Origin of the sequence: Sunxiuqinia rutila (genome assembly GCF_050589705.1) — a bacterium.
In the GTDB taxonomy this organism is placed as follows: domain Bacteria; phylum Bacteroidota; class Bacteroidia; order Bacteroidales; family Prolixibacteraceae; genus Sunxiuqinia; species Sunxiuqinia rutila.
In genome coordinates this window covers 82,749-105,715 of the sequence record NZ_JBNGOT010000003.1, presented here as the reverse complement: position 1 = coordinate 105,715, position 22,967 = coordinate 82,749, and the positions used below count along the sequence as shown (strand labels likewise).

Sequence of the window (22,967 nt, the reverse complement as noted above, 5' to 3'; positions counted from 1 at the left end):
AAGAAAGTATATGCCCCTTACCAATAATGACATTCTGAAAAAGCTACGCGTAGCCCTGAAATTGCGCGATGAAGATATTGTGGAGATTCTAAACCTGGTGGATTACAAAGTGACCAAGAGTGAGTTGGGAGCTTTTTTCCGAAGTGTTGAACATCCGAATTACAAGCCACTTCAGGATCAGATTTTACGAAATTTTCTGAATGGATTGATTATTTACAAGCGTGGCCCGCGGGAGCAGAAACCTGCGAAAGGCCCGGATAAAAAGCAGGAATAGGCTTTTCAAGTTTAATTCCGCACCGTATCAATATAAGCGGGCGGAAGGCGGTTGTATGCAACAGGAAATTCTGAAAGTCCGTTGTATACAACCGCTTTCTTTTTGCTTTAGGTAAAGTTTGCGATTATGGGTATTCAGCAATAGGGAAGCAGATACAACAGAAAAATAAGAATGATGGTAAGTGAGGAAACGCCTAGCGGAAACCAGACCGGGGCAATCCAGGGCCGGGGAATGAGGAAAAGTACGTCGGTGGTGGTGAGTTTGGGCGGCCAGCCGATGAGCAGGTAAAGCGATACGTAATAGAATAAATCCCAAAAGGCGAAGGTCCACAGAAACACCATGATCTGATGGAGCAGGTTTTCACCCACCAGCCAGGCCAGACTGACCAGCATGACAATGGTGGCTGCTTCACGCGTCATTTCAATTTGTACATAGCGGCGTGGAACTTGCTCCAGTGCCTGCCGGTTGTCTACTTCCGGGTCGAGCAAGCCAATGGCTTTTCGAAGATAAACCACTACCACTCCTTCAACATGTGCCATGGCCATTCCGAACAGGGCCAATACGATAAATTGCAGTAACATGGGTTGTGCGTTTTCAGGGGCTTACGTTTCTGATGCAGCAAAGTTTACCGTTCCGTGGAAGATCGACTGGCAGGCCTTTGGACGATAACCTCTTCTCACCTGTTGCGTAGATGGCTACAGGAAACCGATTGTAAACGTTTGAAGCCATGGCTCTTTCACTTGTCCCTTTTTTGTGGGTTGTTTTAAGCTTCACCATTCCGTTGGCTGGCGCTCAGCCCGAAGCCTTCGTGCAAGCGCGCAAACAAATGGTACGCATGCAAATTCAAGCCCGCGGCATCCACGATCAGGAGGTGTTGGAGGCCATGCGAACCGTACCCCGTCATCAGTTTGTTCCGCTGGACTATCTGGCAGAAGCCTACCGCGACGGGCCGTTGCCAATTGGCTACGGACAAACCATATCGCAGCCTTACATTGTTGCCTATATGACCGAACAGGTTCGTCCCAAGTCTGACTTTAAAGTGTTGGAGATTGGTACAGGTTCGGGCTATCAGGCTGCTGTGCTGGCCGAAATTGTTGATTCGGTTTATACCATTGAAATTGTGAAGGCGTTGGGGCAGGCGGCCAGACAACGCTTGCGCGATTTGAACTACAACAACGTCCGGGTAAAGATTGCCGATGGGTATTATGGTTGGGCTGAAGCTGGACCTTTTGATGCCATTGTGGTGACGGCAGCGGCCAACTACATTCCGCCTCTTTTAATTGAACAGCTCAAGGATGGTGGACGGATGATTATTCCGGTAGGTTCTCCTTTTCAGGTTCAAATGCTGAAATTGATTGAGAAAAAGCAGGACAAAGTCCGGACAAAAAACTTGCTTCCGGTGCGGTTTGTCCCTTTTACCCGACAAGATGACTAGGACCACCACGCCGCATATCAACCGGGTTGGGTTGGGCATTGGTTTGATGTCGGCCGCACTCATTGCTTTTCAACTGGCTTTGATGCAATTGTTTTCCATTACCCAATGGTATCATTTTGCCCATTTAATTATATCGTTGGCCTTACTGGGTTTTGGGGCTTCCGGCACATTTCTGGCGTTTTTCAGAAAAGGTCTTGTCCGAAACTTTACTACGGTTTATCCGGTTTTGCTGCTGCTCTGCTCCCTTACAATGGCTGTTAGTCCCCTGGTTATTCAGTCCGAAGCTTTTCGTTTCGACACTTACCTGCTGTTTAAGGACAGCCGCCATCTGCTTCGCCTGGCTTTAACGTGCTTGTTTTTGCTGCTACCTTTTTTTCTGGGAGCCTTAGCTATCGGCTTGAGCTTTGTGCAATATGGTACCGGGATTGGGCGCCTCTATTTTGCCAACTTGCTGGGCTCGGGCTTGGGAGGAGGGCTGGCGCTGGCGCTTATGTGGCTTTCTCCTACAGCAGGAATACCGGCCTTACTGGCAATCCTTCCGTTCTTTGGCGGTTTTTGGCTGCCTGCTTCCAGCCGCTTGCGCATCGTCTTTTGGGTGAGTTTGCTTGTTTTGCTTGTGATGAATGCGGATGTTCCTCCTTTGGTCCGATCGGAATATAAAAGCATTGAAAAGACCTTGCTGCTTCCCGATGCCCGGGTAATTGGTGAGCACCACAGCCCTTATGGTTTGCTGGAAGTGGTGAGTTCGCCGGCTTTACGTTATGCTCCTGGTTTGAGCCTGAGCTACCGCGGGAATATTCCTGCACGCCCGGGAGTTTTTAATAATGGCGACGGGGTGGGCGTGTTGCTTCCCCGCACGGATTCAATTTTACGGTATACCACGCAGGCATTGCCTTATCAGATACAGCCGGTTGAAAGAGCCTTGATTTTGCGCAGCGGCACAGGGGAGCAAATAAGCCTGGCCTTGTCGTTTGGTGTTCAGCAGATTGATGCGGTAGAGCCCAACCGGGGGCTGATTGCTTTGCTGGAAGAAGATTCGACAGGGAATTTCCAGCACGATTTAACCATCCGGATAATGCCGTTGGAACCTCGTTCGTTTTTGCGTAGCAGCCGTGCTTTTTACGACCTGATTCAGTTGCCCGAAATTGGCTCTTTTTGGGGTTCTTCGGGGCTCAATGCGCTGGAGCAACGCTACGACCTGACTCGCGAAGCGATGGATGAGCTTTGGTTACGATTAACTCCTGACGGGCTTCTCAGTGTAAGTTGCTGGATGGATTATCCGATCCGAAGTCCACTAAGAATGCTGGCTACTTTTTCTGATTTGCTTGAAGGGGAGGGGCTGCAAAAGAAGGATCATTTGGTGGTTATTCGCAGTTGGAGCACCCTCACATTTGTGGCTAAAAAATCGCCATTTACCTCTCAGGAGCTTGACCGGATCCGAACGTTTTGTGCGGAGCAGTATTACGATCCATTGATTTTGCCGGGAGATGGGAATTTTAAGCGAGATGATTACAACCAGCTGGATGACCCTTGGTTTTTTCAGGCTGTTGATCAACTGATGACCGATTCGGTCGAGTCGCTCTACCGGCAGTACGCTTTTCGCATTCAACCGGCCACCGATAACCGGCCCTATTTTTTTCAGTTTCTGCGCTTGTCCAGCTTGCCCCGGCTCAAAACATTGTTTGGAGATCAAACGATCCCTTTCATGGAACTGGGCTATGTGGTACTCTGGCTCACTTTCATTTTGCTGGTGGCAGCTTCGCTGATTTTTATTTTAGTGCCGCTGGTGCCTGCTGCCACCAAACTGCAAGAAAAGGGCAAGCTGTTTTTCTATTTTGCGGGCATTGGTTTGGGCTATCTTTTTGTAGAGATGGTGTTTATACAGCAGTTCACACTCTTTCTGGGGCTTCCAATTTATGCGGCATCCGGAGTTATCAGCCTGCTGTTGCTATCATCAGGCATTGGCAGTTATTTTTCCGGTCGAATGGTAAGCACCTCCCAGCATTTAATGGTTATCAGCCTGGGTATTGCGGTCTTGATTTTGGGCTATGCGCTTGTGTTGAGTCCGGTGCTTCGGGGTTTAAATTTCCTTCCCATGCCACTAAAAGTTGGCCTCATGGTTTTACTTGTTTGTATTCCGGGCTTCTTTATGGGTTTGCCTTTCCCTATGGGTTTAAGTAAAGTCAGCAGTCAGCAGGCGGCGGCTGTTCCCTGGGCTTGGGCCGTTAATGGTTGTGCCTCGGTAGTGAGCACCAGCCTCGCTATGTTGGTGTCGGTTGAGGCCGGATTTGTTTGGGTGATGGTGGGAGCAGCACTGGCTTATGCTCTTGCAGGCTTTTCTCAAAAGAGCTAAGCGTATACCCAAATCGTCTGACTTTTTATTGAGAGAGTAGCAACACCTGTAGATACAAATGGAGACTTTGAATTGCGGGTGGTGTTTCGGGTATTCAAGTGAAAAAAAAGGGAAAGAGCGTTTGCTCATGCTCTTTCCCTTTCGTATTGGGTTTATTCTTTGTCGTCAAATTTGAATGTTTTGTACAGATAGCCGGTAAAAGGCAAAATAACAAACACACCAAATATGAGCGCAATCAGCAGTTGAAGTTGAACCTGATGAGGAGCGCTGGAGCTTTGAACTGTAATGTCTGTACCATCATTAATTTTAACCAGCACCGGAAACTGAATGGCAAACCAGCCCACCATAATCATCGTTGTTTGAAAGCCGGCAATTAGTCGAAGCCAGTTGCGGTTGTTGCGGTTCAAATTGATCCAGAGCAAGGGCAGTGCCAGCGTTGCCAGTACAATGCTGATTAAACTCGGCAGCGAATGGTAAAACTCATAAAACAGCGGATGCCCTTCTATCTCGGCGGTTGCAAAGACCACTGCGCCTGCAATAACCAAGGTTACGATCAGGTATTTCGCCATTTTGGTAAATCGTTCCACATGTTCTTTTTCTTTCGTTTCTCCTAAGGTGAAAATGGTTGCCAAAAATGCAAACAGGACTACCAGGAAAATGCCCATGGCAAATGAAAACCAGTTGAGCCAAGGGTGAATGTAGATGGCATAAAATCCTTTGGAATAGTCCATGGAAATGTCGCCCAGGATCACTCCGCCCATGGTTACCCCCAGAAAAAAGGTGGTAAACAGGCTTGAATAACGGAAAATGGAGGAATAGATGGCTTTGGAACGTTCAGCCTCCAAATCGTAATGCCGGAAGGTAAAGGCCGATCCTCTCATAATAATACCGATGAGGGCCAGTAAAACCGGAATGTGCAAAGCCGTTAGAATGGTGGAGTAAACCGTTGGGAAACCAACGAACAAGATCACCACAACCAGAATGAGCCAAACATGGTTAGCCTCCCAAACCGGGGCGATGGCCCGCGACACGATCTTGGATGCTTTTCCACGTGACAGCAATTCCAGTATTCCGCCTCCAAAGTCAGCGCCTCCAAGCAGTACGTATAGCAGGAGGGAAATTCCGAGTATAATTAAAATTGTTTCAGTCATGAGAACGATATTTGTTTTGAAGCATTTTTATTTGTCGGCTCATCAGCCAGGCAACAATAAAAGTCAAGAGCAGATACACGGCCGTAATGGTGTAAAAGGTGTACTGAATTCCTGGCATCGGGGTTAGGGCATCTTTTGTTTTCATGATACCGTAAATGATCCAGGGTTGGCGGCCAACTTCGGTGACCACCCATCCGGCTTGAATAGCAATAAACCCTAGGGGAGTAGCGATCATCAACAACTTGAGCCACCAGCGTTTCTCAAGCCAGTGTTTCCATTTGTAGGTTCCGGCTAAAAATATGACAGCCAGTAAAATCAGGAACATACCAATGCCCACCATCAGTTGAAAGGAATAATGGACAATAGGCACGGGTGGCCATTCGTCTTCCGGAAATTCTTCCAGTCCTTTTACTTCGGCGTTGAAATCGCCATGAGCCAAAAAGCTCAGAAAGCCAGGCAATTTAATGGCATAATTCACTTCACGGTTTTCAACATCCGGAATTCCTCCAATAATAAGCGGAGCTGACTTTTGTGTTTCAAAGTGTGCTTCAAAAGCAGCCAGCTTGGCTGGTTGAAGTTTAGCCACATTCTTAGCGGCAAGGTCACCACTAAGCGGTTGCAACAAGGCTGCAACCGAGGCAAAAGCCAGTGCAATGGTCAGTGCCTTGGCATGAATCTCCAGTTTATTTCTGAGGTAGAGCATTGCATGAACTCCGGCAACGGCAAATCCTGTAGCCGAAAAAGCAGCAATAATCATGTGATGGGTTTGTGAAAACCAAGCTTTGTTAAACATGGCAGCCACCGGATCAATGTTATACGCTTGCCCGTCAATCCAGTCGAAGCCGGCGGGGGCATTCATCCAGGCATTAGCCGAAATAACAAAGACTCCTGACATTACGCCGGCAATACCGACCACCATGCCAATATACAAGTGAACCTTTTTATTGAGGCGGTTCCAGCCATAAAGCCACAGTCCTAAGGCGATGGCTTCAACAAAAAAGGCCGTTCCTTCATACGAGAAAGGCATCCCGAAAATGGGGCCTGCATGTTCCATAAACGTGGGCCATAGCATTCCGAGTTCAAACGAAAGAACTGTTCCGGATACGGCACCAACAGCAAAAAAGATGGCGACACCCTTTGCCCAGGCTTTGGCCAAATCAAGGTAAACAGGATTGTTGGTCCGAAGCCACTTCCATTCAGCCACAAACATAAACCACGGCATCACCATGCCTATACAGGCAAAAACAATATGAAACCCAAGAGAGACGGCCATCTGCAAACGTGCAGCCAAAAACTCATCCATAGTGCGATTTTTTAAACAATTAATTTTACTCCTTGAACACCTAAAAAGGCTTTCTGTTTGATGCCGGAAAAGATAAAAAAGAAGCCAATTAATTATCAGGAACTTGTAAGGCCATTTTTATGGGCGCTAGTAGGAGGGAAGGGGGCTGGGGGAAGAATAAGGAGGACACTGCTGGTTTTTGTTTGCCTTGTAGTGAAGAGCGTATTTTCTCCTTTTGTCAAATTCGTGATAGGAGCACATAGACGAGGCAGAAGGATCTACTTGATTTACTCCCTGACCTCTGCCTTTCTAATGGCCGAACGGAAAAACTCCAACACTTCTTCTTTTACCACTTGAGGGTGTTGATGGCCAATTTGAGGATATGTTTTTACGGTGGCGTTTATTCTGTGATTGCGATAAATTTCGCGGCAACGGTTCCATCGTTGAGGCTGCATCTCTTCTCCCAGCAGCAGGTAAATTAAATCACGCTCATCAGTATCGTAGCCATCGGCAAAGGGAATGGCATCATTGTCGTCCAACTCACCCATAAACAAAAATTGCGGAAGCGATTGAAATGCCTGGTTGTTAAAGGTTTTTTCAAAGCGGCTTTCAAAATCATGGGTTCCCAAGGGATAGCTCAAGGGTTTTCCCAGGAGACTGTCTGTTGGAAGCATTAGCAGACCATTGAGTCCTCCGGCAGCAAGCGCCAAAATCTCTTCAGGATGCAGAAGGGAAAAACGGTTGGCAAACGTTCCTGAAGCCGAAAAACCAGTCATTAAAATCTTGTCATTTGTAATAAATCCCATGCTATTTAAGCGTTTTTTTGCATCATCAATCATTGCCAGGAGTTGCAGATCCAAGCGCTCGAGTTCATTATCGTGCTGGTTCATGACATCGCGGTCGAGGGCGTGCGTATATATCTGCCAATCTGTTTTTGACCTTGGAAATACCGGGACCAGTAGCGGATGTTGAAGTTGCTGAGCGATGTAACTCCCCAGATAATAGGAGTTGGAAGCCAGCCTTCGTGCTTTTTCCAGATGCTCTTCAAACTTGTCGCTGGCAAATCCGGAGTTATTGGGTTCTACAATCAGGTAGTGCTCTTTATCCGCAGGCATTTCGTTGGGGAGGAAGACGAAATAAGGGAAATTGAATCCCTGTTGTTGGTTGGCTTCGACATAAACTAATTGACCTTTCTCTTTGGAACAAGAGCAGAGCAAGAATACCAGGATGAAAAATAGTGGACTATATCTCATTGCTTTTTGTTTTCAATGGATTAGTCTTTTTGATTCAGGAAATATTACACTTTTGTAGGAAATTACTAGCACCCATAAGTCCAGACGAGTTATTGCGGAACAATCTGAAGTACCCTGTCGGGGCTGTTGGTTAATACGTAAAGTTGTCCGTTTGGTCCGAATTTAAGGTCGCGAATCCGGCCCATTCCTTTCAGCAGAATTTCTTGTCTCCTGACCTTTTCACCCCGAAGCTCCAGTCGGCGAAGCTCCTGAAACGCCAGCCCTCCAAGCAGCAGGTTGTTATGCCATTTTGGGAATAAGGGGCTGGTTACAAACTCAGTGGGACAAACGGCAATGGAAGGTGTCCACTGCACCACGGGTTGCTCCATCCCTTTCTTTCGATTCTTTCTGGAAATGACTTCTCCGTTGTATCCGATTCCGTGGGTAATGACCGGCCAACCATAGTTGGCTCCTTTTTGCAAAATGTTCAGTTCGTCGCCTCCTTGCGGCCCATGATCTGTTGACCAAATGGCTCCGGTTTGGGGGTGAAGTGCCAGTCCTTGCGTGTTACGATTTCCCAGGGTGTAAATCGCCGGTAGGGCATTGGGTGTGTTAACAAAGGGATTGTCTATCGGAATAGCCCCGTCCGGATGAATGCGAAAGACCTTACCGGAAGGTTTGTTCAGTTTTTGCGAGTCTTTGGCCCGCCCCATATCACCAATGGAAAAATACAGAAGCCCTTCCCGGTCGAAAAGCAGGCGGCACCCCCAGCGGTCTCCATGCACCACCTTTTGGGAATCGGGCACTTCAAACAGGGTTTGCTCTTGCTGCCAATGGTTATTGCTAATTTTTCCACGTACGATTTTAGTCATCCCCAGTGCTTCTTTGTCTTTGGGGTGTCCATTGGTGTGGCTATAGGCCAGGTAGATCCATCTGTTTTCGTCGAAATCCGGATCCAGGGCAATGTCCATAAAACCTCCGGTACTGCTTGCCAAGTGAGGCTTAGGCAGCCCTTCGATGAAGCTGGTATCCAATTTTCCTTGAATGAGCCATTTCAATCGTCCCTTTTTTTCAGAAATCAGGGCACTGTCCGAATTAATAAATTCAATTCCCCAGGGAGTGGTTAAATGCTCAACCACTATCTTTTCGATTTTCAGCGTGTATTGGTTGGTTTCAATGGTTTCCGGCTCCGTATTAACTTCAAAAGCTTCTTGGGTGCCTTGTGTTTCAATCAGGTAGTTTGTAATGGCATCGACCTCCTTATTGGTTAGGGCTTTTTCCCAACTGATCATGGTGGTACTGGGAATGCCAAATTTTACAGTACTTCTGATGTAGTCTCTTCCTTCTTCGTTTTTCCAGTGCGGATTAAGGAGCTTAACGCCGGAGCTGGTGCCTTCCAGGTTTAGTCCGTGGCACCCGGCGCAGTGGGTTTTATAAAGTTCCTGTCCGTTGGGTGATTGACAGGAATAGAAGATAAAAATGAAGCTTGAAACAAACGTGGAAAACAGTAAATTTTTCATAAAGGGCACAATAAGCACGTTTCACACATACCATATTTTTGGATATGTGTGTGTCTTTTATTTTTCTATCCACGCTAAATTATGGTCATAAACAAACTTTAAGAGTTTATGTTTTATGTTGTTTCGAATTCATTTTTGAATGGCTTGTGTATCTAAACCAGAGATTTCTGTTTTTGCAGGATGTAAAAAAAGGCCTTTCATTGCTGAAAGGCCTTTTGGTTGTATCATGTGTTGTGTTCTGCTTACTCAAGATAGGTGTAGCCATACAAACCAGAACGGTAGTTGGATAGGAACTCTTTCCCTTCGGTAGCCGAAATGGTCCCTGCTTTTACCGATGAAGTTACCCAGGTTTCTACGGTGCGTACCATCTTCTTCGGATTGTATTGCACGTAATCCAATACTTCGGCCACGGTTTCGCCGTCAATGATCTGGTCGATGGAGTAGCTGTCTCCGTCAACTGAAACGTGTACGGCATTTGTATCGCCAAACAGGTTGTGCAGGTCGCCCAGAATTTCCTGGTAGGCTCCCACTAAGAACACGCCGATGTAATAAGGCTCTTTCGCTTTTAATTTGTGCACTGGCAAATAGTGCGAAAGGTTCCGGGTTGAAATAAAGTTATCGATTTGGCCATCTGAATCGCAGGTAATATCCTGCAGGGTGGCTGCACGATCTGGTTTTTCATCCAACCGATGAATCGGCATAATCGGGAAAATCTGATCAATTGCCCAGGAGTCGGGTAAAGACTGGAACAAGGAGAAGTTGCAAAAGTACTTATCTGCCAGTAATTTATCCAGCTGATGCAATTCATGTGGGACATGTCTGATTTTCCCAATCATTTCCTGAATTTCGCGGGCGATGGACCAGAATAAACGTTCCACCTGGGCACGTGTTTTCAGGTCGAGCAGGCCAAGACTGAAACGGTCCAGAGCTTCTTCCCTGATTTGTTGGGCATCGTGCCAGGTTTCGAGCATCCGGGGCTGATTAATCGCATCCCAGAGTGAATAAAGTTCTTTTACCAATTCATGATCATCTTCTTGTAGGTCAATTTCCTCTTCCCAGGCAGGTAGCGAAGCCGATTCCAACACTTCAAAAATAAGCACCGAATGATGGGCCGTGAGCGAACGTCCGGACTCGGTAATGATGTTCGGATGTGGAATGTTATTTTTTTCGCTGACATCCACCATCGTTGAAATGGCATCGTTTACGTATTCCTGAATGCTGTAATTGACGCTGCTTTCATTGTTGGCAGAACGGGTTCCGTCATAGTCAACGCCCAAGCCACCGCCAATGTCAACAAACTCAATGTTGAAGCCATTTAAACACATTTGGGCATAAAACTGCGAGGCTTCGCGCAAGGCTATTTTGATACGACGAATTTTATTAACCTGACTTCCGATGTGAAAGTGAACCAATTTAAGGCAGTCTTCCAATTCATTCTCTTTCAAGTATTCCATGGCGTCAAGCAATTCGCTCGAAGTCAGTCCGAATTTGCTGCCATCGCCACCAGAATTTTCCCACTTGCCACTTCCTGAGCTTGCCAGTTTAATCCGGATACCCAGATTCGGCTTAATCTTCAGCCTGCGTGCAATTCGCGCTATCAGCTTTAGCTCGTTCATTTTTTCAACAACGATGTAGATGCGCCGTCCCATTTTTTGGGCTAGCAAGGCCAGTTCAATGTAATCTTCATCTTTATAGCCATTGCAGATAATCAGCGAATCGTTGTTGGTGTTGGTGGCAATTACTGCGTGCAGCTCCGGTTTTGACCCGGCCTCAAGTCCAATGTTAAATTTTCGGCCATGACTTACAATCTCTTCCACAACAGGTCGCATTTGATTGACCTTGATGGGATAGATGATGAAGTTCTGGGCTTTGTAATTGTACTCTTTGGCAGCAAGTTTAAAGCAGTTTGCCATTTTCTCAATCCGACTATCAAGAATATCCGGAAAGCGGATTAACATTGGAGCAGCAACATCCCTGATTTGCAGTTCGTCGACGAGTTCTTTCAAATCAATCTTCACACCGTCTTTCTGGGGGGTAACTACGACATTGCCTTTTTCATTCACTGAAAAATAATTGATTCCCCAACCATTTATGTTGTAGAGCTCCTCTGTGTCTTCAATGCGCCATTTTCTCATATTTATTCGTACTGGAATTGTTCTTTATATCTTTTTAAATTTGGGCCCAAATATAGTTCTTCAAGCAATACAAAAAGCAATATTAAAACGCAAAAGCGAGTCACGCAATTTTTTTTGCCTAAAAAGCTGTTTGGAAGGGAAATAATCTGGGCTTTGTACAAGTTTAAGGCTTTGTTTTGGAGGGGAAAAGTGACTGGCGGAATTTTAACGTCAGGATCGTGCTTCGGATTCCGATTTTTTTCTTGGGAATTGTGGTTCTTTTGACTCCGATTTGGTCGGGCTTTTGCCAGGCCGTGGAAAATGAATCCAATTTACGAAGGCATGTGAGTGTTTTGGGGCATTAAGTCGTATTAAAGAAACTGTGAAACGTTAATTTCGTAATCAGACAAACGATGCGTTGATCCGCGAATTAATGCATTGTATTCTGTATTTGCCAAAAGTTTTGCGTTGGAAAGGGAAGCTTCCCGGGCAGGTTGTTTTCTTTGCAGCTCATATTGCCCAAATGAATAGGAAAGAAGAACGAGAATTATTTCAACTGAATAGAAAATATAAAAAATGAGAACGAGAAGAGATTTTCTGAAAAAAGGAACGTTAACTGTAACCGGACTGGCCGTAGCCGGATCGGGTAGTTTACTGGCAGCAAGCAAGCCAGCGTCTTATGTAACAAACCGGCCAGCTTCCGGAGAAAGACATTTTACGTCGAAAGCGGTAGAGGAAACCATTGTGGCAACTAAAGCCAGGTTGAAGGATCCGAAACTGGCCTGGATGTTTGAAAACTGTTTCCCAAATACGCTGGATACGACTGTTGAATATGGAACAAAAAATGGAAAGCCCGACACTTTCGTGATTACCGGTGATATTCATGCCATGTGGCTGCGCGACTCAACGGCTCAGGTGTGGCCCTACATGCCCTTGGCTAAAAAAGACAAGGAATTGCAATCGTTGCTAGCCGGGGTTGTTAATCGTCAAACACAATGTATTTTGATCGATCCGTATGCCAATGCTTTCAATAAAACAAAAAAAGAAGAGGTGCATTGGATGAGTGATTTAACCGATATGAAACCGGGCTTGCATGAGCGAAAATGGGAAATTGACTCGCTGTGTTATGCGGTTCGGTTGGCCTACAATTATTGGAAAACCACGGGGGATGCCTCTGTTTTTGATGCCGATTGGCAGAAAGCTGCGAAGTTGATTTTGAAAACATTACTGGAGCAACAACGAAAGGATGGTTTGGGACCATACAAATTCATGCGTGAAACAGCCCGTCAGTTGGATACCTTGTCCAATTTGGGATATGGTCGTCCGTTAAAAGCAGTAGGATTGATCAATTCTTCTTTCCGCCCTTCGGATGATGCAGCTACTTATGGTTTTCTCATTCCCTCTAACTTATTCGCAGTGGTGTCTCTTCGTCAAATGGCCGAAATCAGCGAAGAAGTTACCGGTGAAAAGTCGTTTGCCAAAGATTGCCTGAAACTGGCTGCGGAAGTGGATGAAGCCATTCGCGCGTATGGCGTGGTGGAGCACCCTAAATATGGCAAGGTGTATGCTTTTGAAGTAGATGGTTATGGGAATCATACGTTTATGGATGATGCCAATGTTCCCAGTTTGCTAGCGTTGCCCTACCTGGGACTGGTGGATCAAGCGGATGAAATCTATCAGAATACACGTAAATTGGTTTGGAGCGAGGACAATCCTTACTTTTTTAAGGGAAAAGCAGCTGAAGGCATTGGTGGACCGCATGTAGGCTATTATATGGTGTGGCCCATGAGTATTATTATGAAAGCCATGACCAGTTCAGATGACAAAGAGATTGCCTGGTGTGTAAAAACATTGCGTAATACGGATGCCGACACTGGTTTTATGCATGAAACTTTTCATATGGATGATCCGACAAACTTTACCCGGTCCTGGTTTGCATGGGCCAATACGCTGTTTGGCGAGTTGATCCTGAAGTTGGTGCAGGAAGGAAAAGAAGACCTGCTGAGCTAATAGCTTTTTCCGCTTGGCGGGAAGAATGATAAAAAAAGGGCACGATGCATATCAAAATACGATAGCTATCGTGCCCTTTATTACTTCTGGTAACAGAAGGTTCACATCGTTTCGTGCTGTTTTATTCTTGATTTGTTCCTGATAAGGGAATAAAACGAGCTGAAAGGTCGGGATCAGCCATGTCCTTATCCAGCGGATACATGGGGCGAATGATGCGTTGATAGTCCAACCGTTCCAAGTCCTGGTCAACACCCCCCGGCGTAAGCGCAAGCAGCCAGTCGGCCTGCATGTTGTACAGCTCAGGAACAAGGTAGCCAATTTTAACCATCACAATGTCGGCTTCTCTTGGATTTAGTCCAAGTCTTGTAAAGTCGGCTTCGGTATGGTAGGGCTTACGCTTTTTGGTCACAATTACATCGACACTTCCCACGCGTACGACAACTTCAGTTTCGGCATTCTTATCGCCCTGAACAATGGCTTGAACCGTGCCTGAAATGGGCAGTGGCGGTGCGTAACGATCATCCACCATGGCTCCAACCGTGCCACTCACTTGCTTGCCTACTCCGGCTTCAAGGGCCTTTTCAATAAAGTCGGGTCCCGGAATGGAAGCATAAATCAGCGAAGGGCCGTTGGCGGATTTAAACTCCGGCCTTTTCAATACTTCAGTTAAAGTCCAGGTAACATCGCCGGCTCCTCCGGCTGTGGGGTTGTCGCCTGAGTCACTAATGAAAAATGGTTTCTTTGTGCTTTTGATGGCTTGATCCAGACACTCTTCGAGGTTACCGGTGGGGGCTACAAAAGAAAACTCTTTGCGTACATCCCAGAAGTGTTGAGCCAGCTTTTCAGCTACTACTCCAACTTGGTTCTGGTCATCTCCATAAGCCATCACCACTGCGTGGTTACGAGGCTCATCGGCCCAGGCATAACCAACCCAAATGGCTGCGTCAATGACACCATCTTTTGCTGTTGCCGGAGCTACTTCCTGGTATAGGCTTTTGGCGGGCTCAATACGTGTGCTGGTTTTTTCTCCAGGCAATAAAATAGGAACAGGAATCCAGGCTTTATAAGCTGGTTTGCCTTTTTCGTTTTCAACCCGGTCAAGCAGGTTCTCCAGTGCCCGTTGCCGCGACTCCCAGGCATCTTCGTGTGGTGCCATGCGGTAGCAGGTAATCATATCCGAGTTTTCGGCCAAACGCAAAGAGACATTTCCGTGAAGATCCATGGAGGTGGAGATTAGTGTTTCGTAACCGATGACATCGCGGATGCGTTGAATAAAATCACCCTCCGGATCATCCAGTCCAACGACGCTCATGGCGCCGTGAATATCTAAAAAGAGTCCGTCGTAGGGCTTGTTTTTTTCCAGCAGGTCGAGGGTTTGTCCCACCAACGATTCATAGGTTTCGCGGGTAACAGTACCTCCCGGAAGTGAACGGCTCAGTTTTGTGGGCGACCATTCGGCGCGCTGCAAAAGCGAAGAGTCGGAAAAAAACGGGTAATAGGAAAAAATTTCGTCACCTTCCCAGGTGTGAAAGGCATCTTCGTGGGTTCTTGCCGGGGAAAAGGTGCTTGATTCGATTCCCAGACCGGCAATGGCAATGTGTGGTTTTTTATCCTGGTGGCCCGATTGACTACAGCCGAAAGTCATGGCAACCAATGATAAAACAATAAGTCTTAATTTTCTTTTCATACCAGTGTATTTTCTAAGTGGTTAATACAGAGTCGGCTGCTGTTCTGAAAAATCGTCACAGGAGAAAGCCGATTTGAAGCACTAATTTAAGCATATTAGGAACCGTTTCATTATTTATTTCGGATGAATTTGGGAACTATTTTGCAGCCTTGGGCTGTTTGTTTTGGGCCGGCTTTAACCGGGGCTTTTCATTTTCACCAGAATAGCAATTGTATTGCCGTTGAAGGATTATTGCCTGTAGGTTGTTGGGGAGGTGTTTGCAGAAAAAAAAACATCCTTCAGCAAAAATAAACTGAAGGATGTTTGTCGGCATCTATGGTGGATGACTAAAGCTTAGTTGGCTTATTTAGCCCACCACAATTTAGTTGCCTGAATATCCTGCCCTTGCGAGCTTAAAGCTTGCTGCAGGTTGTCGTTGTTGGTGCTGTATGGGCTTGAGCCATAACGCATGCGTTGTGGATAAGCTCCATTCAAGTTACCCGGACCAAAGATATCAAAGTCACTGACTCCCTCGGCTAGAGATGCCGGGTAGCCATTTTTTCGAACAATGGACCAGGCTTCAAAACCTTCGGTGTAGTTGGCCAGCCAGCGTTGGACGACTACTTTTTCCATATCATTAGCTCCATCAAGATTGGCCATTGGTGAGCTGGCCAGGAAGTCTTCAACGTCGGCTTCTTCCACATCCCAAAGCAAGAGAGCGTGTCGTAGTCCTTCGCGATACAGCGTGTTGGCCGTTCCGCTGCCATAGCCGAGAAGAACAGCGTGTGCTTGCATAAGGTATGATTCCGCAGTGGTCAGTACTATTTCAGGAGCGATGTCGGCTCCTTCGTTTTTTGCCTGAATAATATACTGCGCGGGCTTACTGAAAAATTCATAGCGTGCGTAGGAAGGCATTCTGGACCCCATGCGGACTGGTTGTCCTACATAGTAGGTGTTCTCAGCCATTGAAATGACCGATTCGCCTTGCGCATTGGTAGTTTCTGTAAACTCAGCGCCAGCGTCGGTAAGTGCTGCCAGGATGAAATTTTTGCGTTTGGCATACAATTCATTCGAGTCGCTTTCGGGTTTGGGAATCGTAATTTCGCTTCCGCCAACAGCGGGTTGAGCATATTTGGAGAGGCGAGGGTCCCCGTTCTTTTGAAGGTAATTAATAACCAGGTTACTTACAGTCCAGTCAGAACCTACGCCAAAGTTATACCACACATCGCCATAGCAAGAGCTGTTCCATTGGTCAATTAGGGCATCTTTCGGAAGCAGGCAATTGTCTGTTTCGTCGCTAAGCAAAGGTTGCGCCATTGCTTCATTGATGGCCTGTTCTGCAAAAGTGGCTCCACTGGCACCAAGTGCGCGCAAGGCAACCTTTAGTTTGAGTGTGTTGGCTAGTTTTTTCCACTGTTGCAGGTTACCTCCATAAAACAGGTCGTTTTCACCCAAATCTTCCGTTCCAACCCCGGTGCTGCTTTCGCTGCCAATCAGGTTCATGGCTTCCGTAAGGTCATTGATAATGCCTTGGTAGATGTCGGCCTGGGCGTCGAACTTGGGTTGCAGAATTTCCAGGTTGCCACTCTCAGAATACGGAACTTGCCCGAAGGTATCTGTAAATTTTTGGTAAAACATACTTTTCATAATCAGAGCAGTGGCGTATGTTAGCGGATTTTCCAGGTCACCACCTGGCTCAGTGAGTTGCAGGTAGGTGTTAATGGTACTATTGTATCCTTCAAAATAATCCCAGGCGGCATCGGTATACCCTGAATTGTAGGTATATCCGAGTTCGTCGGACCACCAGGACCCACTAAACCCGAAGCAGAACATACCGGCATAGCGGTCGGCATGAATTAACTGGGCGCGCCAGTAAGGGAACCGGTTGGGTGCAAATAGTTGCACTTGCGTTCCGGTGATGAAGTATTTGGCTGATATTTGATCGCCAAGAATTGCGTTGGGGTCTTTATTTATTTCCTCAAAATCTGAAGTACATTGAGTCAACCCGAAAACGGCAATTATTGCTATAAGATATCTTGTTAATTTCATAATCGTCATTTTTAAAGCTTTAGAAATTTAAATTTAGGTTGAAACCAACACTCCGGGCTGTTGGTAGTGGATAGTAAACCAGCCCTTGTGAGTAAGATGAAGTACTGTAGCTTGACTCCGGGTCAAAGTTGTCCACCTTCTTGTGAATGAAAAACAAGTTGCGGCCAACAACGCCAATGGATGCTTTCTGAACGAATGTATCGGTCAGCCAGGCGGAGGGCAGGTTCCATACCAGTGAAACTTCTCGCAAGCGAATATTAGTTTGATCGTAGATGTATTCAGAAGTGATGTCGTTTATATTTCCCCAATAATCCTGTGCAGAAATGCTTTGAGAATTCTGCTGCCAGGAAGGAGCTTCAGTTGTACCTGTATTAATTACTCCGTCAACAACGATGCCTGATTCGCGGTATTGTAAGGAGCGTTTGCTGGTTCCTGATCCATCCATGGCAGCATCGGTACCGGCATACACTTCGCCACCAAAACGACCGTCAATCAGGAAGCTGAAGCGCAGATTCCGGTAGGTGAGGGTATTGGTAAGTCCGCCAGTCCAGTCGGGTTGGTAGTTTCCTAACTTGGAGTATTCGCTGCTGGCTTGTGGTTTGCCATCGGCTGTAAGCACAACGTCTCCGTTTTCATTGGTTTCCCAGGTTTTTCCGTAGATATCACCAAACCCACCTCCAACTGTTGCTTTAACCAGGACAATGCCTGAGTTTGTTGTTGAGAAGGTAAAATCGTCTGTTCCTTCGATCAGCTCATTCAGTTTGTTTTTGTTTTTTGAAAAGTTGACCGAAACATCCCAGGTAAGATCCATTGTTTTTACCGGCGTTCCACCAAGCATTACTTCAAAACCTTTGTTCTCAATTTCGCCTACATTGTCTTTCATAGCGCTGTAGCCAGTTGATTGTGAAATTGGGACATTCATAATCAGGTCTTTTGAAAGAATTTTGTAGTAGGAAAGATCGGCAAACAGTCGGCTATCCAGGAAACGGAACTCGCCACCCACTTCAAAGGAGTTAACCTCCTCGGGAAGCAGTTCGGGATTGAACTTGGTTGAGTTGCGCGACATGGTTGTGCGTCCGAGGTAAGAACTGCTAATGCTGGCCAATGAATAGGTATCATAAAGCTGGTAAGGACTGGTGTCGTTACCAACTTGTGCCCAGCTGGCGCGAACTTTAGAGTAGTTCATCACCGAATCTTCTAATTTCAGCAGGTCATTAAACAAGATGGATGCACTGACTGATGGGTAAAAATAGGACCAGTTGTGGCTTGGAAGTGTGGATGACCAGTCGTTACGCGCTGACAAGTCAAGGTAGAACCAACGATCGTAGGCCAGGCTAATTGTTCCATAAAGGGAACTGATTTGCTTTTTCTGCAAAGGAGTAAAGCCCGGAGTGATAACACTGGCGCTGGAAATTGGAGGGCCGTCAGGGATCCTGAACTTTTCTCCGGAAACACTGTGTCCCCGATAGGTTTGGTGCATGTAGTTACCACCAAAACTGGCATTCAGATTAATGGTTTCAGTCAGATCTCTTTTCAGCATTAGCAAAAAGTCGGAGTTGGTTTCCTGAATTTGCGTTTCGCTGTACGAGAAGGCTCCGGTGGCTTCGTACCAATGGCCGAATTGGGTGACGCTTTCGATGTTCATTGTGGTAAAGTCAGTACCGGTGCGGATATAGGCTGAAAGCCAATCGGTAAAGTCGTACTGAATCTTGGCAAATCCCTGGAACCGGTCTTTCCAGTCTTTCCGTATGTCGTGGAAAACGGTCCAATAAGGGTTGGCATTGAGTGAGGTGGCTGAAACGGAACTCAGCGTCACAGGATCCTGATAGTTCTTATAATCATTAATATCAACATTTCGCGGAATATTGTACAGCGTGCTCATAATTCCCTCGGTACCCAGTGTGGGTCTGTTCTTGCCATATTGCTTGAAGTATGTTGCTTTGGCATCAATCGACAGCTTGTCGGATAACTTGGCAAACCCTCTCAAATTGAAATTGTTCCGTTCAAGTCTCGAATTTGGAATCATTGAGTTGATCTGGGAATTCGTATATGAAAAACGGATATTCAGGTCAGTATTCCCAGCCGTTAGTGCCAAGGTATTGATATAGGTCGACCCTGTGTCAAAAAAGTCTTTGACATTATCGGGGTACCCCAGGTAGGGACGATTTTCTCCGGTGTAATAGAGCTGACTTGTTCCATCTAACATGGGGCCCCAGGAACCACCAGCGGTTTTTAAGTCAGCCACTGTGGAAGGGATATAGCCTTGTGTTCCCTGTCCGTATTGATTTTGGTAATCGGGGAGGAGCATTGGTCTTTCGAAGGTGGTATTGGAGCTAAATGCCACACCTACACCTTTCTGGGCAGATCCCTTTTTGGTGGTTATCATGATTACCCCGTTCGCAGCCCGTGATCCATACAAGGCCGCAGCATTGGGGCCTTTCAGAATGGAGATGGATGCGATGTCGTCCGGGTTAACGTCAGCAATACCTGATCCATAGTCGGTTTTGGAGTACTCACCTGGATTATTTTCGGAGGCAGATCCGAAACCGCTGTTGTCCATCGGGATACCATCAACTACATAGAGCGGCTGGTTGTTACCGGTAAGTGAGTTGTTTCCGCGGATGATTACCCGTGAACTACTTCCCGGTCCAAAAGAGCCTTGGGTGATGGTAACACCCGCTACCCGTCCGGATAATGAATTGATGGGGTTGGTTTCTTTGGCTGTGGACATTTCGTCGCTTCCGACCTCGGTAACAGCATATCCCAATGATTTTTTCTCGCGGGAGATACCCAAAGCGGTAACCACAACTTCTTCTAACCCTTTGGTGGTGGGTTCCAAAACAACGTTGTAGGTCATTGTTTGCATGACGGTTGTCCGATGTGTTTGCATTCCTAAAAAGGAAAAGAGGACAACCGATTCGACGGGAACATCAAGAGTGTATACTCCATCGGCATTGGTTATGGTGCCACTATTTGTTCCTTCAATGAGTACTGAAACTCCGGGGAGTGGAGTTCCGTCTTCTGAGCTGGTAACCGTACCGGACAGGGTAGCGACTTGAGCTGCCAGGAAACTGGTACCTGCAAAGAATAATGTTATAACTAACAAATACTTTTTCAACCATTTCATTTTTTGATTCATAAAGCAAATTTTAGATGGTTAATAATTCCAAATTCTATGGGTCTGTTAGTTGGTTGTTGGTTGGAAGGGAGGCCGGGTGGTAAATCCCGTGTACCTTTAGGAAGATCTTTGCACTTGGAATAGCGAGCCTGAAGGACTCTGTCTTGCAGTATTTATTTTAACGCTGCCTGATCGCTGTTTTAGTTCTGATTTATAGGGGATAAGGCTAATCTGTCAAGATTTGTGGCAGATTGAGTTATTACCTTCTGGGGGAAAGGTCGCGTGAGAGTAAGATGCACCTGCGTTTGCTTTGTGTTGCCTGGGCAGTGCATGGTGGGCTGGTTTACGTTGCTTTTAGTGCGAATACTTAGGTGTTGTGTTTTTTGCAGAGTGGGGGTGGGGAGTAGGTAGTTGGTTAGTTGTGGTAGGTTGTGGTTTGTGTAAAAAGCTGTGGCATAGTGATTTTGATCAGTCTTCTTAAAAAGAAAATGATTTAACTGCTTCCAAAGGCCATAGTGCTTCGTTTTTCTTATGGCTAATCGTTTTGTGTCATTTTTTTTGTTTAAAGCCATGTTCTGCCAGTTAGTTGTGAGTTCTTAAAATATCTTCCAAAGAACAAGTGTAACTGAAATTATAAACAGAACTAAATTAGAAAAAAGAAATTTAAAATTAAACATTTTTTAACAGAAATATCAGGACTGGTCAATCTCGTTGTTGTTTTGTATCGTAATGATACTGAATTAAATATGTGGTTTTGTTTGGTGCGTGAGGGAGTGTTTTTAGCTAAAAAAAGGCCGTCTCAAAACGATGATGAGACGGCCTTTATCAATTAGCGAGTAGTAGTGTTATTGCTTTTTAGCCCACCACAGCGGTGTCAATACAGCATCAGCTCCACCAAGGAAACCAACTGCTTGCTGGTAGCCATCCGCGTTGCTGTTTACCAGGCTTGAAGGGTATTTCAAGCGTTGAGGGAAGAACTTAACGCTGTTTGTAATGTAATTTGACGAGCTAAGTTCAGGAAGATCTGTTATTGGCAGGTCAACTGCAGGATTCTCGAAGAATGGCAGCCCTAAACGACGGTGATCATTCCATGCTTCCAAAGGCAACCAAGGCAATTGAGCAAGGTATTTTTGCGTGATAATTTTAGTCAGTGCATCATTTTTAACTTGTCCGTTTTCGTAAATCGTGTTGTTCGGATAGTCAAAAGTTACAGTGCCCGCTTCATTGGTATAACCATCAACAAAGTTCATGGTAAAACCTCCGGTTGGTTCAGTAGTGTGATCAAAGCTTACTGAAGTTCCAACGCGGTTGTAGGCTTCAGAAGCCAGGTAGTCATCAGCAAAAGCTGATAATTCCCAGTAAGCAAAACTTGCTTTAACACCATTTTCGTAGGCTGCTTTAGCATCAATAGGTGTATTCCAGCCTCTGACAGCTGCTTCAGCGATCAGGAAGTAAGTTTCCCAGTTCGCAAAGAAGATACGCTCTGATTCGCTGCCTCTGAACTCCTGGCTCAGACGAGGGTTCGTTCCTGAGAAGAATGAAACCTGGTTTTTGGCTGATTTTTTACCCCAGGCACCAAGAGGCGCAGCGTTCCAGGTAAAGGTTGCATCAATTTCTTTTACAACTTCATCGTTATCATCCACCAAATTGCGGACAACGGTTCTAGCGTCATTGGTCCATGAAGGATAGAAACTGAAATTTGAATTCAAATTCAACGTATCTCCAGGAATGCTGAAAGCTTTGTAAGCACGAGGATCCATAACTTTGTGAAGACCATCAAACCAGTATCCGGCAGATGGGTCATTGGTCATGGTAGTCAGATGATCAGTAAATCTTTGTCCCATGTAGTCAGCAGGCTTAATTTGGCTGTGCATTTCTACAGGAAGAACTTCTTCTGAATCAATTCCACCTAAGCCAATGTAAAGGTTATTAAGCGTTGCAGACAAAAGTTGGCTGTTCCATTCTCTACTCATTACTCCGGTCAGGTTATCCCAACCCGGTTTTTCAGCAATTTTGAAGTTGTCATCAGCTTCCAGAATCAACTGTTGAGCTGCGGCTGCTTCAAACTCTGCTTGTGCTTTTACCGGATCAACTTCAGACAAACGCATGGCCAGACGAAGTCTCATGGAGTTACCGTATTTAATCCATTGGCTGTAGTTAAATCCGTAAGCCTGGTCGTATTTAGTAATTGACTCGGGCAGGACCACTTCCGTATTGATATTAGCGGTAGCATCGGCCAGTTCGGCCAGCATGTGGTAATATACATCCTGTAGGCTGGCAAATTCAGGGTTCTCTCCACTGAAGGCATCAATTGGCATCGGACCGAAATTGTCTGCAAATTCACTCATCAGGTAAACCCGCCAAATCCGGGCAATATGCATTAGGTTTTCAGTATAAGGCAATGCTGAGCCTGCTGCAATTTTTTCTTGAGCTGTTGTAATGGCCAGACTAGATGATTTTAACCAGCCAGATAGCGAGTTGTAGTAATCGTTACTCCAGCCGTCGCTGTATGAACCAAGTGCCAAAGCCCCGTTTACACGGTGTTGTCTTGATGCCGTTTTCCAATAGAGTACGAAAGCTCTTTCGGCTACGTGTGGGTTTTGCTGTGCTCCAATGATGGAGTTATTTATGATGTATTCAACTTGAACTTGATCGGCACTTGCTGCTTTGGGGTCAATGTTTACCTCGTCAAAGTCGGAGCAAGAGAAAAGTAACGTGCTGCCAAGTGCTAAAGTGAAAAGTTTTTTTAATGCTTTCATTTTA

Annotated in this window: 14 protein-coding genes; 4 read left to right on the top strand and 10 right to left on the bottom strand. The window is 46.0% G+C overall.

The genetic code is table 11. The annotated features are described in order from the left end of the window. Positions 1–10: 10 nt before the first annotated feature. Complete coding sequence (locus tag ACRD6K_RS04115; RefSeq protein WP_093920015.1) at positions 11–274, top strand: DUF1456 family protein; 264 nt, start codon at positions 11–13, stop codon at positions 272–274. Positions 275–408: 134 nt separating this feature from the next. Here ACRD6K_RS04115 and ACRD6K_RS04110 read toward each other — a convergent pair whose 3' ends face one another. Continuing rightward, the gene (locus tag ACRD6K_RS04110; protein WP_430972191.1) at positions 409–855 is read right to left on the bottom strand and encodes a hypothetical protein; all 447 of its coding nucleotides are present in this window, start codon (positions 853–855) and stop codon (positions 409–411) included. A 146-nt stretch (positions 856–1,001) separates the two neighbouring features. Between ACRD6K_RS04110 and ACRD6K_RS04105 the strand changes: the two genes are divergently transcribed. Further along, positions 1,002–1,709 carry a protein-L-isoaspartate(D-aspartate) O-methyltransferase gene (locus tag ACRD6K_RS04105; RefSeq protein ID WP_430972190.1) on the top strand — a complete coding sequence of 236 codons (708 nt, stop codon included), beginning with the start codon at positions 1,002–1,004 and terminating at the stop codon, positions 1,707–1,709. Further along, positions 1,702–4,062: a hypothetical protein gene (locus tag ACRD6K_RS04100; protein ID WP_430972189.1), complete on the top strand. Its 2,361-nt coding sequence runs from the start codon at positions 1,702–1,704 to the stop codon at positions 4,060–4,062. Before ACRD6K_RS04105 ends, ACRD6K_RS04100 begins: the two co-directional genes overlap by 8 nt. 152 nt (positions 4,063–4,214) lie before the next feature. Here ACRD6K_RS04100 and ACRD6K_RS04095 read toward each other — a convergent pair whose 3' ends face one another. From ACRD6K_RS04095 to speA, 5 genes are all read right to left on the bottom strand, one after another. Further along, positions 4,215–5,213: a cytochrome d ubiquinol oxidase subunit II gene (locus ACRD6K_RS04095; protein ID WP_299577957.1), complete on the bottom strand. Its 999-nt coding sequence runs from the start codon at positions 5,211–5,213 to the stop codon at positions 4,215–4,217. Continuing rightward, positions 5,206–6,516, bottom strand: a complete 1,311-nt coding sequence (locus tag ACRD6K_RS04090; RefSeq protein WP_299577958.1) for a cytochrome ubiquinol oxidase subunit I — start codon at positions 6,514–6,516, stop codon at positions 5,206–5,208. Before ACRD6K_RS04090 ends, ACRD6K_RS04095 begins: the two co-directional genes overlap by 8 nt. A 266-nt stretch (positions 6,517–6,782) precedes the next feature. Then, positions 6,783–7,748 (bottom strand): hypothetical protein, encoded by a 966-nt coding sequence (locus ACRD6K_RS04085; RefSeq protein WP_430972188.1) that lies wholly within the window; start codon positions 7,746–7,748, stop codon positions 6,783–6,785. Positions 7,749–7,837: 89 nt separating this feature from the next. Beyond that, positions 7,838–9,247, bottom strand: a complete 1,410-nt coding sequence (locus tag ACRD6K_RS04080) for a PQQ-dependent sugar dehydrogenase (protein ID WP_430972187.1) — start codon at positions 9,245–9,247, stop codon at positions 7,838–7,840. Between the two features lie 242 nt (positions 9,248–9,489). Further along, positions 9,490–11,382: a biosynthetic arginine decarboxylase gene (speA, locus tag ACRD6K_RS04075; RefSeq protein WP_299577961.1), complete on the bottom strand. Its 1,893-nt coding sequence runs from the start codon at positions 11,380–11,382 to the stop codon at positions 9,490–9,492. Positions 11,383–11,937: 555 nt separating this feature from the next. Between speA and ACRD6K_RS04070 the strand changes: the two genes are divergently transcribed. Beyond that, the gene (locus ACRD6K_RS04070; RefSeq protein WP_430972186.1) at positions 11,938–13,371 is read left to right on the top strand and encodes a glycoside hydrolase family 125 protein; all 1,434 of its coding nucleotides are present in this window, start codon (positions 11,938–11,940) and stop codon (positions 13,369–13,371) included. Between the two features lie 121 nt (positions 13,372–13,492). Here the strand turns inward: ACRD6K_RS04070 and ACRD6K_RS04065 are convergent, their stop codons facing one another. The 4 genes from ACRD6K_RS04065 to ACRD6K_RS04050 form a co-directional block, all read right to left on the bottom strand. Then, positions 13,493–15,058 (bottom strand): M81 family metallopeptidase, encoded by a 1,566-nt coding sequence (locus tag ACRD6K_RS04065; protein WP_430972185.1) that lies wholly within the window; start codon positions 15,056–15,058, stop codon positions 13,493–13,495. Between the two features lie 342 nt (positions 15,059–15,400). Further along, the gene (locus tag ACRD6K_RS04060; RefSeq protein WP_430972184.1) at positions 15,401–17,086 is read right to left on the bottom strand and encodes a SusD/RagB family nutrient-binding outer membrane lipoprotein; all 1,686 of its coding nucleotides are present in this window, start codon (positions 17,084–17,086) and stop codon (positions 15,401–15,403) included. 19 nt (positions 17,087–17,105) lie between these two features. Continuing rightward, on the bottom strand, positions 17,106–20,225 hold the full coding sequence (locus ACRD6K_RS04055; protein ID WP_430972183.1) for a SusC/RagA family TonB-linked outer membrane protein: 3,120 nt from the start codon (positions 20,223–20,225) through the stop codon (positions 17,106–17,108). 824 nt (positions 20,226–21,049) lie between these two features. After that, complete coding sequence (locus ACRD6K_RS04050; RefSeq protein WP_430972182.1) at positions 21,050–22,963, bottom strand: SusD/RagB family nutrient-binding outer membrane lipoprotein; 1,914 nt, start codon at positions 22,961–22,963, stop codon at positions 21,050–21,052. Positions 22,964–22,967 lie beyond the last annotated feature (4 nt).